Raw genomic sequence first — 17922 nt, 5'->3', positions numbered from 1 at the left:
CACCCGCTTTTCAAATGGATTAGCGGGCATCTCGGCAAAATCGGCTGCCTCTTTGAGCACGAGAGGCGGCCGATTGATTTCATCGGCTTCAGCCTCAGCGCCAATTGCCGAGCACTGCGGTAATCAGATTGGCCCACGTGTCGTAAAGCGTAATCACCGCGGCTTCATCAAAATCGACAGCGGGTTTCAGAGCACTTGAAGAGAGTGCGCCGCCGACGAGGAAGTACCCGCCTTTGCCGCCCTGCTCCTGCACACGGCGAATGAGGAGTGTACCGTCGTCAGAATAGTCGCAGTTCCATGTCGGCAGCACTTTGCTGCATCCGCGGGCCCGACGAGCGCAGACGGTAAGCAGCTGAGTGGTTGACGCCTCGGGCTGGTAGTCGATAGCTTCACCCACAATGCGCTTTCGGCATTCCACCCCAAAGCTCATGGCAGCACCCTGTGCGCGCGTCAGCGCCTCGGCGGTCAGGTCACGATTGATCTCTCCGGTTTCGCCGCGTACCTCTACTTCCATCCAGGCGTGAGAAGGCACAATGTTGCGGCCTTCGCCGGCATGAAGCTGACCCACATTAACGCGCGTCATACCGTCTGCATGCCGCGGCAGCGCCATGATGGCGAGCGAGGCAGCCGCTCCTGCCAGCAGCGCATTGCGGCCGGTCTGCGGGTGCGAACCGGCATGCGACGCACGGTCAGTGAATTCAAAGTCAATCTTGGTAGTGGAGAGAAGCCGGCGCGGAGCAGCAACAACGGTGCCGAGTTCGAGCTCGGGCGCGATGTGCCCGCAGATAATCATGTCAACGTCGTCAAGCACGCCGGCCTGAAGAATCGGATAGGCACCGCGAGAACCTTCTTCTGCCGGCTGACAGATAAAGCGGATGCGGCCGCAGAGCCGTTCGGCATTGGCATGAATGAATTTAGCGAGTCCGATGGCAGCCGCCTGGTGTCCGTCATGGCCGCAGGCATGCATCACACCGCGGCGAATGGACGAAAAGCCGTCCCGGTAAGGCAAATGCGCGAGCGATTCGGGCTCCTCAACCGCTATACCGTCGAGCTCGACGCGAATGGCCAGCGTACGGCCCGGACGACCAGTGTCCCATTCAGCAATGAGACCGGGATAATCGCCCATGCGGCGCATCAGTCCGGCAGGAACACCGTTCTGCATGGCAAAAAGCCGGCCTTTTTCAACTTCAGCGGCATCGCGCCCGCGCACGAACTGCGGGGAAATGAAGTCCGGACCATAGGTAATCTTGAAGCCTTCAGTCTCAAAAGCCTGCGCCAGACGCGCCGTTGAGATGAATTCCGCCCAGCCGATCTCAGCGGTGCGGTGAATCTCACGGCGAAGCGCCATCAATGCGGCAGGATCCACGGGATCCTGCCAGCCGGGGAGCAGATGCGGCCGATCAGGAGCCGCCGCGGTACGCATCGCGAGTGTCTCGGCCTGCGGGACACTCCTTAAAGAAGATGTCCCAACCGCAGCAGCCGAGCGTTTCCGCGGAGCGTTTTTCAGAATACTTTTATTTTTTTCGGGCGAGGCGGTGGATGTCATTTTTATGTGTTGGGAAATATCGACGCCGCGCCGAGTCGCGTCTTAGTCGAGAGAGTTAGGTGCTTATGCGTATTTTCTAGGTCTTTATTCTACGCTGTCGAACGAATTCTTCCAACACATTTTTTTAACTGAACGCCTGGCCAGGCAATGCGAAATTCCCTGTGTGACAATGAGATAAGGTCATTAGCCATCACCGGGAAAAGTAAACATAAGCTCAGCAAAAATACGCAAATCCCGCAAAATGTGCGCAGGTTTGCATAGATGACAGGTCTTCAGCATGAAGACTGCTGCCTAAACCTAAGTGCTCAAGGCTCGATGTTGTCTACCGTGAACGATCGAGCTGTCAGCGAGCCGCGCCGAGACTCCTTCATTTTGAGTTCCCATACTCGGCCTTCAGGCAGATCTTTGGGCGTCATAAAGCGCTTCACAGACTGCCCGCGGGCATCTGGGCGCGCCCCTCGAACAATAGTGTCCACAATTTCCAGAACAGGTTCGGGCAGCTGAGCTGAAAGCGTGAGCTCTGTCTCGGGAAGCTTGCCGCCCGAGCGGCGGGCTTCAAGAACGCCTGAAGCCGAAGTTTTCTGGGCACCCTTGGGCCCGGATCTGAAACCGAACTCCGTGAGTTCAAAATGCATCGGACCGGCAGCATCGAGCGTTTCCTCAATGCTTTCGTCGTCAACTGCGCCGAAAAGCTTGAATGGGACATCAGCCGCCTTCATCTTCATGCGGAAGTCTTCAGCATTCAGATGGCGCTCTAGATCTCCCTTGTGGTTCGTCACTCTGAGCGTCGCTTTTTGAGCAAAGGCGCTGTAGCTGCCGTCAAGGGCCTCTGCCGGAGTCGGATCTTGATGCGCCTGAGCAGAGAACTTCCGCATCAAGACCTTAAAGATCCCGCGCCAGTCACCCGAAGAGAAATCCAGTTCGTCGGCTTTAAGTTCCGCTTTTTCCACATACCAGAGCGCTCGCTCTGAGGATTGGCTGTCATCGGCCGCATCGGCAGGAAGAGTCTCATCCTTCGCGCCAGCTGCCGGCAGCGCCATCGTTGGGTCAGTTTTGAGGGCGATGCCGTCAAAGGATGCACGCGTGAGCCGGACTTCAGAAATATTGGCTGCCGGATCCGTAAGACTCACCAACAGCGCTGGGGCCGTGCAGACTGTAGAGAGAGACCCCTGCTTAGGGAGCTTTAATGAGCACTCCACGGGCTTTGGGGCGGCAAGTCGCCAAGAAATGGGGCCTACACCGGGCTTCACGAAATTGAGCCGCATGTCAAAGGGCGCAGCGCTTGCTGCAATCTTCAGTGCAGCATCGAAAACCGAGCGGCTCCAGCGAATGGAAAGACGAGGATGGGTGCCTTCGAGCATTTTGAGCAGCTTGGCACTTCCCGTCGTTGCATTGAGGACAAAAATATCGCCTGTTAAGCCAAAGGGGCCAAAGTTGGCCGTGACATCAAAGTCAAGCGTGAGCGGCGGAGCTGAAGGGTTGTCGGAATATAGACTCGAAGCAATGGTGAAGTGAACGCGGTCTCTTCGGCTGAAGATACCGTCATCCATCCGATCTCCCACCGCGAGCACGCCTTCGGCCAAAGCCCCTGGCGTGAGCAAACTCCCCATAAATTCATCATACTGAGCTTTCTGCCAGCCAATGAAAGCTGCCTCAGCACCCAAAATGACAACTACCGCCAGAGCAGCTGTTCGCGAGTGAGCACAGATAAATCCGTAGATCCGTTGCATTCAGGCCCTTCAAGGAGTCTTTCTCAGTGGCGCACCATGCACCCTAGTGTTGGGAATCTTACGCGAGCTGTGACCGGTTGTCGTACTTCACCGCCGGCCGTTACCGGCAAAGAGGTAAGCAATGTTTGCTTAAAAACGACACGCGTGTCAACAGCCATCGGTTATTGCTTAAAAAACAAAGTCGGCAGAGATTCACCCGCACAGAAACTTTTAAAGCGGAGAATCATCTGCCGACAAATCCTGCGGCGCAGAGATGCGGCCTTAGGCTGCCGCCTTCTTGAGCGGGCAGCGCAGTGCATCAACCGAGAAGCGCCCGGCACCGGTGAAGAAAAGAACAACCCAGCCGGCAAGATAAAGGTACGCCAGTTCACGCTGCGCAAACGCAGCGCCGCCGCTCACCACAAAGAAAACCACAATAAAAGTGAAGATGAGCGGCAAGACGGTCAGTCGAGTCCAAAGCCCAATCAAAACCAGAATCGAGCAGACCACTTCGGCAAAGATGGCGCCGAGCAGAGCCGGCAGCACGCCAATACCGAGCGGATCCAGAAAGGATGTCGACAGCGCAGAGAAATTGGCAATCTTGGCAATGCCGTGCGTGAGCAGCCCGGCCGCGAGCAGTACGCGCAGAAGAAGCAGACCGAAATCGAGCGAGAGCGGTGAGCTCGTAAAGATTTTCTTCATTTGGAAATTCCTTTTAAACAGCAATCGAACCATTTCCGGCTGTGAACGCTTGCGGAAACGTTCGATATCAAATTAAGTTCAACTATACTAGCCGTTGTCTTAAGGGATTTCCCGCTCGTTTTGCAATTGGTTTCCTTTTTAAGTTGACATAGGTACTTTATTGTAGAACGACTTTGTTTACCGACATGTCAATCTATAGAAAAAGCGCGTTCACTTCCCGCTCTTGGAAATGAACGCGCCTGAAAACGCTGGTGAATGTGTATTCACTGTGTTTTTAAAGTCCCGCTTTCCTGCAGGCTTCAGTCACAAATCGGTTTTCATTTTTCTGAATCTTTTGAATGCGCTGAGCACGCGTGCATTCCCACTGATCGGCGGGATACATCTTGTTCCAAGCTTCCATCAGCTGACGCTGCTGATTGGAGAGTTTATAAACGTCAGCATAGGCCTCAGCCATATAAAGCGTTGAGCGTGCAATCGGCCCGCGGGTATATTCCGGCGGCTCGGCCCGGCGGTTAGCCACCTTCATCGGACAAGTACCGAATGTAGCCGCCGTATCCGGAAGCATCTGGTAGTTGAAATTGGAGCGTATGGCGTTGACTGCGCCGATAGCCGGATAGAGGTTATAGAGATCGGCCTGCATAAAGCGGTATTCCCTGCTCGCTTTTTCAGCACACTTGCGGCCTTTAAAGCTGCGCCCTTTGGAGTCGACACACTCGGGCGACCCGTCACGCCATTCTGAGAAGAATCGGCCGAAGTTTTCCGCAGGAACGACATGCTCCCATTCAACGCGCTTGGCGCGTTTTTGATGTTCAGGCGTCACGAAGCCTTCGGGCAGCGTAATGTTCTTGTCCCGATCGAAAGATGCGAGGCAGTAAAACGTGATGCGGTGATCCTGATAAACCTGATGCTCAAGAATCTTCTTGGCTTTGTTGAAGGACTCAATCGTGGTATTGCCTGCAGCCTCGACGGCACCGGCGGCAAAAAGCGAGGCACTCAGCAGCAGGCAAAGAAGACGGTTCGACATGGACTCTCCAATGAGAAATAATTTTCACCTGCAGCGTCCAGAGCCGCCGCAGGACGCGGTGATTTTAATCGTTCAGCGGCATTGAAGACCTTGAAACTCAAACCTGCCTCCCTTTTGTCTGTAAACAGTCGTTTATGTCTTTGCCCCCTCATTCAGCAGCCCAAAGCTCTCAATCCCATCCCAAACTGCCGCCGCCGGCAATATCCGCCGAAACTGCAGCCCGGCTGCTCGCTTTCCGTGACGCCCGCCGCTGGGCGCCCAAACATAATCCGAAGGATTTAGCGGCATCCATTGTCATTGAAGCGGCTGAACTGCTCGAAGTCTTTCAATGGTCGGGCGATGATCTTGAATGCCGGGATAAGCATGAACAAATGGAAGATGAGCTCGCCGATGTATTCGCCTATGCACTGCTTCTTGCTGACCGCATCGGAGCTTCGCCCGACCAGATGCTGCTTAAAAAGCTTGAGAAACTCGAAAAGAAATATCCGGCGGAGGTCTGCCGCAGAGACCCTCTGCTTGAGACCTACGAAACACTGAAAACCGCGGAGCGAACCCGCCGCGAGATGCTCGAGGACCCGCAGCTGCAGCGCGTGCTCGGATTCCTCGATTTTCTTCATGAACATTCGGTCGGCGCATGGACGAGCGCTTCGGACGGGCGAGTTTTCTTTGTGGCCTATGACCGTGCTGCAGTCAACTTTTGGCAGGCCGTGGAAGACTGGACCTCACATTTTCCGGCGAAGATGCTTGAAAATGCACTTCCCGAAAATTTTGCTGCACGTCCGAGCGCAAAGGATATTGCTGAACTTTCATTTGCCGGCACCGCTGCGCTTCTCAAAAAGATTGTTCGCGAAGAACGCATCCATGACGGCGCCTTCCTTTCGGCGGCTGAGTCCGGCGTATTGAAGTGTGTTCTTGAACGCCTGCAGTCACTTGCCGAGCCATAAGGTGACCGGCAGATCATCTTTTAAAACAATGCGGGTTCGGCGGAGCCAAAGCGCTCGGCCTCCCACATCAGCATGTGCCGCTTGAGATCCGTAAGGGGGCCGGTCATGGCCCCCGAAAATCCGCCGACGGTTTCATAGGGTGCGCCGCCGAGTCGTTTGGCCCGCTTAGCCGCTTCAAGCGCTGATGCCGGAAGCACACGATGACAAGGAGTCATCAGCAAAACAGGATTGCGGCGAAGCGCATTCCCGACAGCCTGAGCCCCTCGCGGCACACCGATTACCCCCGCAATATCGCCGTAGGACGCGCACGAGCCAGGCTGCACCCGCCTCGCGGCCGCCCAGACACTCTTTTCAAAGTCCGTGCCTGGGAGCTGTTTGGAAAAAAGTTTATCCGCATCATTGAGAGCACTCCCGTCACCGGCCCACCACGCATGGAGTCGATCCGCGGCTGCCGCCAAATATGATTCTCCAGCGGCTGAAGCGGGCGTTGGCTGGCTCGCTAAGAGCGTCCCGGCTGCCTCATCGGCCATACAGCCCTGCGAATAAACTGACGAAAGACCGAGAATGCCGTCAGCGTCCGCGGTGAGCATCCAGCAGCGCAGTGCGAGAGGGAGACCCTCCCCTAAAGGAACCTGGATAAAGCGTAATGAGATGCCGGCAGCGGCGGCTTTCTTAAGGCTGAGAATCAAAGGCATTGGGTCAGTTTTCAAAAAGTTGTCAGCAAACGCAGTTTGGCGCGGCGAAATGCAGCAGCCCGAATGAGCTGACTCCGTCACGCCGCCCAATATAATGCGCCGATGGCTTCTATGGATTTTTGTATGCCTTTTTCGGCCTGTACTCAACGCACTTCTTTCCCCGACCCGCTCTCCAATATTGCCGGCGCCAAAAAGCCTCTTCGCCCTGCTGTCGTCATACGCCGTGCACGACTGCTCTCGGCGCTCGGCAGTTCTTGCGAAGATACGCTCCGGCAGCTTGCATCGGCAGAAGACCTTTGTGCACAGCTCGCTCCGAGTGATGTGCGAGTACCCGAAAGCGATTTGGCGGAAGCGGATCGGCGCATTGCTGAAGCTGCCCGAACAACGGGACTTAAAGCCTTTACTCGCCCCGCCAGAAGTCTTCGGCTCGCAGCCTCAGCAGCACTTCCGCTGCTTGACGAAGCGCTGCAAGCGGGCATTGCCCCTGCAGACATCGGCCTTATCGTCGGCAACACTGCCGCAGGCACGGCCGAAACCGTCTCCGTCCTGCGCAGTCATCCTGAAACTGAAGCTCCAGACAAACGGATGCCTATTGAAATCGGCGCTGTCGCCGCGCTCACTGCCCGCCTCGCAGGGATTTCGGGGCCCGCCTATTGCGTTTCCACTGCCTGCACGGCTGGGAGCAAAGCCATTCTGGAAGGCGCAAGGCTCCTTCTCACCGGTCGAGTTCGGGCTGTTGTAGCGGGAGGAATAGACGCTGAGTCACCGCTTACCGAAGCGGGGTTTTCTGCTCTGGGCGCCAGAAGCCCCGGCCGAGCGCTTCCTTTTGATGCGCGGCGAACCGGCATGCATCTCGGCGAAGGCGGCGGATTTTTGCTGATGATGCTCGCCCAGACTGAGCAGGCATATTTTGGCGGCATGCCCGATGAAGGTCCTGAAGTTCGGCTTGCCGGCTGGGGAGAAACGTCGGATGCTCATCATATCTGCGCCCCGCACCCGGAAGGCGCAGGCGCTCGTGCGGCCATCGAAGCGGCTATCCGCAATGGTGCGCCGCACCCTGTCGGCTTTGCCCTTTTGCACGGCACCGCTACAGCGCAAAACGATGCCATGGAAGCAAGAGCCATGATGTTTGCCGCTCCCGGCGTATCCGCAGCCAGCCTCAAACGCCATGTCGGTCATCAGTTGGCCGGTGCAGGCGCCTTTAACGCTGCTGTCGCGTGGAGCCTTCTCAAAGGTCTGGGACCAACGCCTCTTAATTTCTCCCGTTCTAGTCACCCCGATCCTGAGCTCCCTGCAGCCTTTAGGGCGGCATTGAGCGGACCGGAAAACACCAGCAGCGACCTGACCGCGAAGCTCGATTCGCCGGGTGCTCCCGGCGTGCTGGCCTCCGCATTTGCTTTTGGCGGCAGCAATGCCGTTCTATTCTTTACCGCTCGGCAGGAGCTTGACCAATGATCAGCACGAATGAGCTCAGTTTCCCGATGCCGGCGGCGAACCTCATCGCACAGCGCGATCCCATGCGCTTTGTCGATACGGCGCTTTATGCTGATGACTGCGCTGCCGAATCGGTCACCCTGGTACGTGCAGACTTTCTGGCTGCTGATGCCTGCGGGCGTTTTCCCGCCGTCGCATTAATTGAAATCATGGCGCAGACCATCGGCATTTATGCCGGTCGGCTGCAGCGCCTGGCCGGCGAGCCTCCCGTTGTGGGTCTGCTTCTCGGCACGCGCCGAATGTCGCTGCCCATTGCTTTCTTCACGCCGGGCGACAAACTTTTCTGCAGAGTTCAAAAGAAATTTGAAAGCGATGAAGGACTCTGGCAGTTTGACTGCGAAGTCATGCTGATTGAGCGGGCGAGCGGCGCCCCCTGCCGCGTCCCTGCGGGGTCGGCAGCGCTCAATGTCTTCAATCCGCCTGCCGGATATTTCGAGCGCCTCGAAGACAGTACTCGCTAGAATGCCAGCCTCAGTATTTGAAAACACACCGATAAGAAAATGATGTCTCCTACTGCACAGTCTGATCGCCGCACCGTGCTCATTACGGGCAGCACCCGCGGCATCGGCCGCGCAGCGGCGCTTCGCCTGGCTCGAGACGGCTACGATGTCGTCGTTCACGGCAGAAAGCCCTCTGCAGAAGCCGACGCACTTCTCGCCGAACTTCGCGAATTCAATACCGCGCCCAGAGCGCTATTTTTCGATGTCGCCGATCGTGCAGCTGCAGCTGCAGCACTCTCGGCCGATATTGAAGCCCACGGCATCTATTGGGGCGTTGTTCTGAATGCCGGCATCAACCGCGACGGCCCCTTGGCCGGCATGCCGGCGCAAGATTGGGATCAGGTTCTCGCCGTTGATCTCGGGGGCTTTTACAACGTCCTGCAGCCGCTCACGCTGCCGATGGCCCGAAAGCGCCGCGGCCGCATTGTGGTAATGAGTTCAGTGTCCGGCATCTCCGGCACGCGCGGCCAAACCAATTATTCCGCAGCCAAAGCGGGTGTCATCGGTGCGGCCAAAGCGCTGGCCGCAGAGCTTGCAAGCCGTTCGATTACGGTCAATGTCATTGCCCCCGGGCTTATCGACACCGCCATGGCTTCGGCGGAAGACCGCGAACGCATTCTTCCCTATATTCCGATGCGGCGTCTCGGCAGTCCTGATGAAGTGGCTGCCGTCGCAGCATTTCTGCTTTCCGACGACGCGGCCTACGTTACCCGCGCCGTTATCCCTGTTTCTGGAGGTCTGATCGGATGAAGCTTCCTCAGACAGCGCGCCGCGTCGTTATTACCGGCATGAGTGCCATCTCTCCGCTGGGTTCGAGCTGGGCGGATGTGCGAAGCGCACTGCTTCATAACCGCAGCGGCGTGCAGCATATGACCGAGTGGGAAGACCTGCAGGGACTCAACACCCGAGTCGGTGCGCCCGCCGCTCCCTTTGAACTCGACCCCGAATTCTTCACCCGCAAACGCACGCGCTCAATGGGACGCGTAGCGCAGATGGCCGTCAAAACCGCCCGAGATGCGCTTCGGGATGCCAATCTGCTCGATTCTCCGGAAGTCTCTTCTCCGCTCTGCGGCGTCTCTTTCGGTTCGTCAGCCGGACAGCCGAGAGCCGTCGCAGAACTCGCGCACATGATTCTCACCAAAAGCTGCCGCGGCATCACCGCGACGACCTATGTGCGCATGATGTCGCACACCGCACCGGTGAACATCTCGGTCGCCTTCGGCTGCAAGGGCCGCATCATTACGACCAGTTCGGCATGCACTTCCGGCTCTCAGGGCATCGGATCGGCCTACGAAGCGATTGCCTCAGGCAGACAGACGCTGATGATCGCGGGGGGCTGCGAGGAACTCGACGCCACCGATGCCGCGATCTTTGACACGCTTTTTGCCACCAGCACCAACTGGAACGACGATCCGACGCATACCCCTCGTCCTTTTGACCGACGCCGCGACGGCCTTGTTGTCGGCGAAGGCTCGGGCGCCCTCATCCTCGAGGAGCTCGAGCACGCCCGTGCCCGCGGAGCCCGCATCTATGCGGAAATCTTAGGTTACGGCACCAATGCCGACGGCGAGCACATCACCAGCCCCGCTTCTGAACAAATGGCGGCAGCCATGCGTCTGGCGCTTGATGATGCCGGACTCGCCCCCAAAGACATAGACCTCATCAATGGTCACGGCACCGCTACCGATCGAGGTGATCTTGCAGAAAGCAAAGCGACTTACGACGTTTTCGGCGGCACCGTTCCCTATACCACCTACAAAGGCCACATGGGACACACGCTCGGAGCCTGCGGTGCGCTGGAAGCGATTTTTGCCGTTCACGCCATGATGGAGGGGTTTGTCTCCCCCATTCTTAATCTTGAAGAGCCCGACCCTGAATGCGCGCCTCTGGACTTTGTCATGGGCGGCGTTCGTGAACTTGAGCAAAAGATCATTATGTCGAACAACTTTGCCTTCGGCGGGATCAATACCAGTCTGATCTTCCGCAAGTGGCCGACAGACGACTCAGCCGCATCGCACTGAATGCATTCTTTTAGTCCGCTCTTCATTTTGAATACACGACCGCAACGCATTGCATAGTCTTATGCCGAACGCACACGAATCGACAGATCCCTGGCCGGCTCCGCCGCAAGAAGACCGCTCTTCGCCTGACCCGTCCTCAGCGCTTCAGGCGCTGCAGCCGCTTTGCTTTACGCAAGCGCTCTTTGACAATCGCTCAGCCTTAGAGGCTGTGCTCGCGCATCTCTTTACCCCGAGTTTTGAAGATTTTGCCGACTTCGAAGATGCCGAGCTGGAAAATGATTCAGACATCAGTGCTGAACCCTCTGTTCCGGCCGGCTGGGCAGCAACCGTCATGGCCATTCCCGACACGCTTGGTCCGGACCTCGAGCGTGCTTTGACGGCGCTCCTGCCAGAGGAAACACAGCACCGGCTCATTCGGTTCACGCATCCTGCACGGCGCCTGCAGAGTCTGTTCGGCCGCCTCCTTGCACAGCGTCTTGCCAACCTTGCCTCGCATGCCGGACAGTCACCCTATCATCTGCGCGAACAGCCGCCTGAAGGCCCTCAGCTCACCGATTTTTCCGGTGTTTCCGTCGGCCGTTTTGCGGTGGCTCATACGGACGGCTGCGTTGCAGTAAGTCTTTCTCGACGGGCAATGGGGATCGACCTGGAGCAGCCAACCCGCGCGCAGCAAACGAAGCGTCTGGTGAGCCTCGCAGAATTTGCTTTCGGGGCGCGTTTCGCCCGCACGATTGCCGCTGCATCAGCCGTCAACCTGACGCGCGCTCAGGAAGCTTTCCTTGCTGCCTGGGGCATTTTTGAAAGTGCTCAAAAAATGAACGGCGACGATCGAGAGCCCGCCAATGATTCTCCGCTGACCGACGAAGTGCTGAAGAAATATGCCCGTGCCCGCGAAGTGGAGCTTTTTTGGGAAGACGTACTCCGTACTCGCGCTCCTGATGGTTCTGCCGTAGCGCAGCGCTTTGTGCGTACGCCGGCGGGTCTTTTGACGCTGCTCGGCGGCGGACCGGCCGACGCTCCGCATGCGCTCGAGTGGCTTGATCTCACGCCCGAGGCGCTTCTGGTTGAACTCACCGCTCATCGTCATGCCTATGTGTGACGCTTCAAAAACCAATACGCCCACATCACTCTTTTTTCCCTCAAGGTTTCTTTATGTCCCGCAGCCGTTCGAATTTCCTCGCTCAGCTTGAACGCGCACAGTTCATCGCCTTTTCGCCTTTCATCTTTCAGGCAGCGGCGGCCGCGCTTCGTACGGGCCTCCTCGAGACGCTGAGCCGCAGCCCCGGGCAAAACGTCGCCGGAGCCGCTGCTGCATCCGGCCTCACACCTTACGCGGCCGGTGTTTTAATCGACATTCTCGCCACTGCCGGCATTCTGGAACCGGCACCGAATGAAGGTCTGCGCGGCTGGAAGACGACCCCGGTCGGAGATCTGCTCATCTACGACGAAATGACCCGCGCCAATTTCTTCTTCACTGCCGATACCTGCTGGCCGGGACTCGACCGCACTGAAGAGGCCCTGAAGGAAGGCAAACCCGCGGGTCTTGCCGCTTTTAACCCCTCCTGGAAGACCATCTATCCGCACCTGCCGGAACTCCCTGCCATGGCGCAGCGCTCTTGGTTCCGGTTCGACCATTATCACAGCGACCGAGCCTACGCCGCTGCGATCGAAGCCATTCGCGAATTCTGGGCCCCTCAGACGCCTGCACGCATAGCCGATATCGGCGGCAATACGGGACGCTTCACCAAGATGTTCCTGGAAGCCTTCCCCGATTCGACTGCCGTGCTTGTCGACCTCCCCGTGGAAGTAAATGCGATCCCGGAGCGCTCTGAACTCAGCAGCGTGCAGCACCGTCTTTCGGGTCATGCCATTGACTGGCTCACATCTGAGGAACTGACCGGCATGGAAGACGTTGATCTCTTCTGGATGAGTCAATTCCTTGACTGCTTCAGCCTGGATGAGGCGGCCTCCATCCTTGAACGTACCCGCCGCGCAATGAAACCCGGCGCCAAACTCTGTGTGCTTGAACCACTCACTGATGAGCAGCGTCATCAGGCGGCAGCGCTTTCACTGGCAGCTTCGAGCCTTTACTTCACCGTGCTGGCCAACGGGGTAAGCCGGTTCTTCCACGGCGCCGAACTTCGAGAACTTTTCAAAAAGACGGGATTCCGCATCATTGAGGAAAAGCCCAACATGGGCGTTTCGCATACGCTCTTTTTGCTTGAGGCTTAACGACCGATTCGGAACCGATCGCCCGCGGATCTGCAATTTGAATGCCGATGGATGCTGCTTAAGTTCATCGGCATTCTGTTTTCCCAGTCACATCTTGAAGCCGCCTGAAATCACTTGATACTGATAGGGTTTTCCATATCGATCCCATTGTTTAGATGACGATGCGGAGCAGCTCCTTTCTGCGAACTTCATACTTTCGCTCGTCCACAAGCTTGAGGCGCCCTCCTCCGGCTGGCAACGACGCATCTGCAAGATATCCCTAGTCCAATCTGCGTACTTCATTTGCTCCGCACACTCCGTCCAATGGTTGATGACAAGCGCAAATTCCTGCGCCTATTCTGAATTCAAAGCGATGCCGCAGACGCCCGGCGATTCAATGAGCAGCCGCTCTCCCGGGCAGAAAGCGGCGACAGCGCAACAGATTTGGAAAGGAGTTTTTATGACGCAATACCTAAAGGACCGCTATGGACTTCTGATTAACGGCGAATGGGTTGACGCAGAAAATGACGCAACATTTGAAACCCACAACCCCGCTACCGGCGAACTGCTTGCACTTTGTGCAAACGCTTCGGCCAAGGATGTGGATCGCGCCGTCAAGGCAGCCGCAGCAGCTCAGCCCGCCTGGGCGGCCAAGTCGCCGGCCGAACGTGCCAACATCCTCCTCAAGATTGCCGACCGCATTGATGAACGCGCACTTGAGCTCGCCACGGTTGAAACGCTCGACAACGGCAAGCCCATCCGTGAAACCACGTTGGTCGACGTACCGCTTTCGTCGGATCATTTCCGCTACTTCGCCGGCTGCATCCGCGCCGATGAAGGCGAAGCAACGATGATTGACGAAAACACGCTCTCCATCATTCTTCGCGAGCCGATCGGCGTGGTCGGTCAGATTGTGCCGTGGAACTTCCCGCTCCTGATGGGCGCCTGGAAGATTGCTCCGGCCATTGCTGCCGGCAATGCAGTGGTGATCAAGAGCTCCTCGACAACGCCGTTGTCGCTCAATGTGCTCGGCGAAATCCTCAATGAGTTCCTCCCGCCCGGCGTCGTCAACATCATCAGCGGACGCGGTGCGCAGACCGGTCAGGCCATGCTTGATCATCCGGGCTTTGCGAAGCTTGCCTTTACGGGTTCTACCGAAGTCGGTTACGACGTGGCCGAAGCCGCTGCCAAGCGCCTCATTCCGGCTACGCTGGAACTCGGCGGCAAATCCGCCAACATCTACTTTGATGACTGCCAGCAGGATAAGGCCATTGAAGGCGCTCAGATCGGCATTCTCTTCAATCAGGGGCAGGTTTGCTGTGCGGGTTCGCGCATCTTCGTGCAGGAAGGGATCTACGACGAATTCGTCGCCAAACTGGCTGAGGCCTTCAAGAAGGTAAAGGTCGGCAATCCGCTTTGCAAAGACACTCAGATGGGTTCGCAGATTAACGAGCGTCAGCTCCAGAAGATTCTCGGCTGGGTCGAAGAAGCCAAGAAGGAAGGTGCCAAGGTGCTCGCCGGCGGTGAACGCGCCGTCGTTCCCGGCTGTGAAAAGGGTGCTTTCATGCAGCCTACGCTGCTCGTTGACTGCGAAAATCAGATGAATGTCTGCCAGCAGGAAATCTTCGGGCCGGTCGCCTGCGTGATCAAGTTCAAGGATGAAGCTGAGGTTCTCAAACTCGCCAATGACTCTGAATACGGTCTTGGCGGTGCTGTCTGGACCCGTGACATCAACCGCGCCTTCCGTGTCGCCCGCGGCGTCCAGACGGGCCGCATGTGGATCAACACGTATAACGAGCTGCCGGCGCACTCGCCCTTTGGCGGCTACAAGAAGTCCGGCATCGGCCGCGAGACGCATAAGGTCATTCTCGAACACTACAGCCAGATGAAAAACCTGTATATCAGTCTTTCAGAACAAAAGCGCGGCTTCTTCTAATTCATAAGCTTAGACGCTGACACTCAAAACGGCTTTCCCGGTTAATCAACTGGGGAAGCCGTTTTTTTGCTGCACTGCGATAGTGCTGCGGCGGGAACCGCGTGCCGATCAATGACCGTTTTTTCAGCGCAGCGCGTCTGCCTCGCGGCGTTCAAGCATCCGTGCATAGTTGCGGCAATGCTCAACCCACTCGAGCATATCGACAGAAAGGTATTTGCCGCGTTCATGACAGAAGGTCAGCTGCCGCATCCAACGGTCGGGAATCTCAACGCGGGCAAGGAAACGGCCGAAGATGGGGTCGGTCAACACGCGTTTAGACATGTAGGTGATGCCGAGCCCAATGCGAACGGAACGAAGAATTGCATCAAAGCTGTTGAGCTCAGCCGAGACATTGACTCTGGAAAGCCGCTGATGGAGCTGCGTTTCAAAAAAGTCTCGGGTGGAGGAGCCTTCTTCGCGCAGGAGCCAAGAAGCACGCTCAAGCTCCTCATAGCTCACCGGACGGCCCGTGAGCGGATGATCTTTCGGAGCTACCACGACCATTTCATCGGCCATCCAGGGAAAGGTCACCAAGTCGTTGTTGGTCACAGGACCTTCAATCAGCGCTATGTCGAGCTCAAAGGAAGAGAGTTTCGCAGCGATCCTTGAAGTATTGGCGATTTCAGTAGCCGGCATCCATCCGGCAGCATCCCGAAAAGACTTCAAAAGATCGGCGAGCATGAATGTGCCGATGGTCCGCGTGCAGCCCACGCGAAACGGACAAGGCTCATGGCCGCGGCGAAACAGATCAGCAATGTCTTCCGCTCGATGAAGCATCTCGTCGGCCTGAGGCATCATGCGGCGGCCTTCAGCCGTTAAAAAAATCCGCCCTCGATTGCGGTCAAAGAGCTGAACGCCAAGACGCGTTTCAAGCTCGGAAAGCGCCTGCGAAACGGCGCTTTTGCTCATCGTGAGCGACTCGGCGGCAAGACCAATGCTTTCTGTTTTGGCAATGGCTAAGAAGACCTGAAGCTGGCGAAGGGTAATCGGAAGCAATCTGTTCACCGTTGTTGCGGGCAAAAGAATCCTGCAAACGCAGGTCTTTCAAAAACCTGCGCCTCTCAAAATCACTTAAGACGATTCTACCGAATGCGTCAAATCTCTGTCTGCAAGCCAAACGGCGGCCTTTGAAATCGTGCAAAAGCATCGCGAAGATTTGCGATTCATCGAGGCGGCAGCTGCGGACCACTGACGGGAATGCATCTAAAGAAGAGCGATGCCGCTGCAGTTTCCCGCAGCGGCATCGCCATGAAACATTAAAAGATTGCATCGGCAGCTCGACGCCCTATTGGGCTGAGCTGCCGGCGGCTCAAAGAACCGGCTTGCTCGGAACTGCCGAAGCAGCTGACGGAGCCGCAGGTTTAACCTCTTTCGCCGCTTCGGCCTGAGGCGCCTTAACGGCAGCAGCTGCAGTCCCTGCCGCAGCAGGTGCCGCCGGGGACTTAACCGGCTCGACAGCAGGTTTCTTTGCCGGAACTCTCGGCGTCACGGCTGCCGGCGCTGCTGTCTTGACAGCTTGGGCAGGAGCAGGTTTGCGGGAAGCCGCAGGTTTAAGAGACTGAACTTGCGGCGTCTTCACGGCGGGCTTGGCCTGCTCGGCAGCAGGCTGCTTGGCGGAAACCGTCGCCGCTCGTGCCGCAGGCTTCTCAGCCTTGGCCGCTTGAGCAGGAACGGCTTTGGCCGGAGCTGCAGCAGCGGGTTTTGCAGGCTGAGCTTTACGTGTCTGCGGGGTCTTCGCTGCGGGCTTAACCTGCTTGACTGCCGGTTCCTTGGCAGAAGCTCTGGTCTTTCGTGAACCAGTCTTCACTGCCTTCACCGGTTCCTCGGCCTTAGGCAGATTGGCGAGAAATCCCTTCAGAACCGACTTCAGAATCGCCACGCCCTCGGTGATCTCACGCTTCTTGATGATGAGCGGCGGGCACAGACGAATCGTCGTGCCGCCGGCCGTCAGAATAATGAGCCCGGCTTTAAGCGCGGCCTTCTGAATGTCGCCGAGCTGCGCACGAAGCTGCGGAATCAGTTCACAGCCAATGAGCAGGCCCATGCCGCGGACTTCCGTAAAGACATGCAGTTCCTTGTTGAGCGCTTCAAGCGACGCCTTCATGAAGGCGCCGTGCTTGACGACCTTTTCCAGGAATTCCGGTGCAGAAATATGCTTCAGAACCGCATTGCCGACCGCGCAGGCCAATGCATTTCCGCCAAAGGTCGATCCGTGCGTGCCGGGTTTGAAATGCTTGGCAACAGCGTCGTTGGTCAGTACGCAGCCGATAGGAACGCCGCCGGCCAAACCTTTCGCCGTCGTTACGATATCGGGGCGAATGCCGATCTGTTCATAGGCGAAGAACGTGCCCGAACGTGCGCATCCTGACTGCACTTCATCAAGGATGAGCAGTGCATGGTGCTTGTCACAAAGTTCGCGCACACGTTTGGCAAACGCGGGGTCCACGGGCAGCACGCCGCCCTCGCCCTGCACCGGTTCGAAAATCACGGCACAGGTGCGGTCAGAAATCTGCTTTTCAAAAGCACCAATGTCATTGAAAGGCAGATGGGTAATCGCACCCGGACGCGGGCCGAAGCCGGAAGAATACTTATCCTGCCCGCCGACACAGACCGTGAAAAACGTGCGGCCGTGGAAACTGTGCGTGAAGGAGATGATTTCATCCTTCTGCTCGCCATAATCGTCAAAAGCCGTTCGGCGGGCGAGCTTGAGCGCAGCCTCATTGGATTCGGCGCCGGAGTTTGTAAAAAACACCCGGTCAAATCCTGTGAGTGAAGTGAGCCGCTTGGCCAGTTTCAGCGTAGCGTCGTTCGTAAAGACGTTGCTGATGTGGCAGAGCTTTGCGCTTTGTGCTTTCAGGGCCTTGCGCACAATCTTTGGCGCGTTGCCGAGGCTATTGACGGCGATGCCGCCGCCGAAATCAAGATAGCTGCGGTTCTGCGAATCATAGAGGCGGCACTTTTTGCCGTGCGTCATCACAAGATCAGCGGGCTTGTAACAGGGAATCATCACCTGATCGTATTCGGCGCGGGTAGGCTGCGTCATGATTTATTCCTTTGCGATTGAATGGTTTTGCAGGCTCAGAGCCTTACAGACGGCAGCG

At 57.3% G+C, this 17922-nt stretch carries 14 protein-coding genes and 1 pseudogene; 8 read left to right on the top strand and 7 right to left on the bottom strand.

The genetic code is table 11. From position 1 onward, the window contains the following. Positions 1-94: 94 nt before the first annotated feature. The 4 genes from DES29_RS00365 to DES29_RS00350 all read right to left on the bottom strand — a co-directional run bounded on the left by DES29_RS00365 (position 95) and on the right by DES29_RS00350 (position 4981). The gene (locus DES29_RS00365; RefSeq protein WP_113854268.1) at positions 95-1546 is read right to left on the bottom strand and encodes an amidohydrolase; all 1452 of its coding nucleotides are present in this window, start codon (positions 1544-1546) and stop codon (positions 95-97) included. 305 nt (positions 1547-1851) lie between these two features. Beyond that, the gene (locus tag DES29_RS00360; RefSeq protein WP_113854266.1) at positions 1852-3276 is read right to left on the bottom strand and encodes a hypothetical protein; all 1425 of its coding nucleotides are present in this window, start codon (positions 3274-3276) and stop codon (positions 1852-1854) included. A 261-nt stretch (positions 3277-3537) separates the two neighbouring features. Then, complete coding sequence (locus DES29_RS00355; RefSeq protein ID WP_016474170.1) at positions 3538-3957, bottom strand: DoxX family protein; 420 nt, start codon at positions 3955-3957, stop codon at positions 3538-3540. 274 nt (positions 3958-4231) lie between these two features. After that, on the bottom strand, positions 4232-4981 hold the full coding sequence (locus tag DES29_RS00350) for an endonuclease (RefSeq protein WP_021994988.1): 750 nt from the start codon (positions 4979-4981) through the stop codon (positions 4232-4234). 134 nt (positions 4982-5115) lie between these two features. On the opposite strand from DES29_RS00350, the gene DES29_RS00345 reads away from it, so the two are divergent. Then, positions 5116-5925, top strand: coding sequence for a MazG-like family protein (locus tag DES29_RS00345; RefSeq protein WP_113854264.1), 810 nt, complete (start codon positions 5116-5118; stop codon positions 5923-5925). Between the two features lie 20 nt (positions 5926-5945). On the opposite strand, the gene DES29_RS00340 is transcribed toward DES29_RS00345, so the two are convergent. Continuing rightward, complete coding sequence (locus DES29_RS00340) at positions 5946-6620, bottom strand: methylated-DNA--[protein]-cysteine S-methyltransferase (protein WP_021994986.1); 675 nt, start codon at positions 6618-6620, stop codon at positions 5946-5948. Positions 6621-6743: 123 nt separating this feature from the next. On the opposite strand from DES29_RS00340, the gene DES29_RS00335 reads away from it, so the two are divergent. The 7 genes from DES29_RS00335 (at position 6744) to DES29_RS00305 (ending at position 14782) form a co-directional block, all read left to right on the top strand. After that, positions 6744-8075 carry a beta-ketoacyl synthase N-terminal-like domain-containing protein gene (locus DES29_RS00335; protein ID WP_236578964.1) on the top strand — a complete coding sequence of 444 codons (1332 nt, stop codon included), beginning with the start codon at positions 6744-6746 and terminating at the stop codon, positions 8073-8075. Next, positions 8072-8575 carry a hotdog family protein gene (locus tag DES29_RS00330; RefSeq protein WP_021994984.1) on the top strand — a complete coding sequence of 168 codons (504 nt, stop codon included), beginning with the start codon at positions 8072-8074 and terminating at the stop codon, positions 8573-8575. The genes DES29_RS00335 and DES29_RS00330 overlap by 4 nt, the downstream gene beginning before the upstream one ends. A gap of 39 nt (positions 8576-8614) precedes the next feature. Continuing rightward, complete coding sequence (gene fabG / locus DES29_RS00325) at positions 8615-9364, top strand: 3-oxoacyl-ACP reductase FabG (RefSeq protein ID WP_021994983.1); 750 nt, start codon at positions 8615-8617, stop codon at positions 9362-9364. Beyond that, positions 9361-10635 carry a beta-ketoacyl-ACP synthase gene (locus tag DES29_RS00320; RefSeq protein WP_021994982.1) on the top strand — a complete coding sequence of 425 codons (1275 nt, stop codon included), beginning with the start codon at positions 9361-9363 and terminating at the stop codon, positions 10633-10635. The genes fabG and DES29_RS00320 overlap by 4 nt, the downstream gene beginning before the upstream one ends. A 61-nt stretch (positions 10636-10696) precedes the next feature. Continuing rightward, entirely contained in the window at positions 10697-11734 is a 1038-nt protein-coding gene (locus DES29_RS00315; RefSeq protein ID WP_113854262.1) for a hypothetical protein, read from the top strand. Positions 11735-11787: 53 nt separating this feature from the next. Continuing rightward, entirely contained in the window at positions 11788-12867 is a 1080-nt protein-coding gene (locus DES29_RS00310; protein WP_046446019.1) for a methyltransferase, read from the top strand. A 439-nt stretch (positions 12868-13306) separates the two neighbouring features. Beyond that, the gene (locus DES29_RS00305; protein WP_021994978.1) at positions 13307-14782 is read left to right on the top strand and encodes an aldehyde dehydrogenase family protein; all 1476 of its coding nucleotides are present in this window, start codon (positions 13307-13309) and stop codon (positions 14780-14782) included. Between the two features lie 123 nt (positions 14783-14905). Here the strand turns inward: DES29_RS00305 and DES29_RS00300 are convergent, their stop codons facing one another. Further along, positions 14906-15826 (bottom strand): LysR substrate-binding domain-containing protein, encoded by a 921-nt coding sequence (locus DES29_RS00300; RefSeq protein ID WP_227057976.1) that lies wholly within the window; start codon positions 15824-15826, stop codon positions 14906-14908. Between the two features lie 814 nt (positions 15827-16640). Next, positions 16641-17864 (bottom strand): annotated as a pseudogene (locus DES29_RS00295) (acetylornithine/succinyldiaminopimelate transaminase); the annotation flags it as partial. Positions 17865-17922 lie beyond the last annotated feature (58 nt).

Origin of the sequence: Sutterella wadsworthensis, assembly GCF_003315195.1 — a bacterium.
GTDB classification, from domain to species: domain Bacteria; phylum Pseudomonadota; class Gammaproteobacteria; order Burkholderiales; family Burkholderiaceae_F; genus Sutterella; species Sutterella wadsworthensis.
The sequence above is the reverse complement of the archived record's forward strand: the minus strand, read 5'-3'. Positions and strand labels throughout refer to the sequence as shown.

What these genes read in the sequence shown, in the direction of transcription:
- DES29_RS00305 (WP_021994978.1), top strand. Translation starts at nt 13,307, where the DNA reads ATGACGCAATACCTAAAGGACCGCTATGGACTTCTGATTAACGGCGAA.
- DES29_RS00360 (WP_113854266.1), bottom strand. Translation starts at nt 3,276, where the DNA reads ATGCAACGGATCTACGGATTTATCTGTGCTCACTCGCGAACAGCTGCT.
- DES29_RS00310 (WP_046446019.1), top strand. Translation starts at nt 11,788, where the DNA reads ATGTCCCGCAGCCGTTCGAATTTCCTCGCTCAGCTTGAACGCGCACAG.
- DES29_RS00340 (WP_021994986.1), bottom strand. Translation starts at nt 6,620, where the DNA reads ATGCCTTTGATTCTCAGCCTTAAGAAAGCCGCCGCTGCCGGCATCTCA.
- DES29_RS00345 (WP_113854264.1), top strand. Translation starts at nt 5,116, where the DNA reads ATGTCTTTGCCCCCTCATTCAGCAGCCCAAAGCTCTCAATCCCATCCC.
- DES29_RS00355 (WP_016474170.1), bottom strand. Translation starts at nt 3,957, where the DNA reads ATGAAGAAAATCTTTACGAGCTCACCGCTCTCGCTCGATTTCGGTCTG.
- DES29_RS00350 (WP_021994988.1), bottom strand. Translation starts at nt 4,981, where the DNA reads ATGTCGAACCGTCTTCTTTGCCTGCTGCTGAGTGCCTCGCTTTTTGCC.
- DES29_RS00330 (WP_021994984.1), top strand. Translation starts at nt 8,072, where the DNA reads ATGATCAGCACGAATGAGCTCAGTTTCCCGATGCCGGCGGCGAACCTC.
- DES29_RS00335 (WP_236578964.1), top strand. Translation starts at nt 6,744, where the DNA reads ATGCCTTTTTCGGCCTGTACTCAACGCACTTCTTTCCCCGACCCGCTC.
- DES29_RS00315 (WP_113854262.1), top strand. Translation starts at nt 10,697, where the DNA reads ATGCCGAACGCACACGAATCGACAGATCCCTGGCCGGCTCCGCCGCAA.
- DES29_RS00365 (WP_113854268.1), bottom strand. Translation starts at nt 1,546, where the DNA reads ATGACATCCACCGCCTCGCCCGAAAAAAATAAAAGTATTCTGAAAAAC.
- fabG (WP_021994983.1), top strand. Translation starts at nt 8,615, where the DNA reads ATGATGTCTCCTACTGCACAGTCTGATCGCCGCACCGTGCTCATTACG.
- DES29_RS00320 (WP_021994982.1), top strand. Translation starts at nt 9,361, where the DNA reads ATGAAGCTTCCTCAGACAGCGCGCCGCGTCGTTATTACCGGCATGAGT.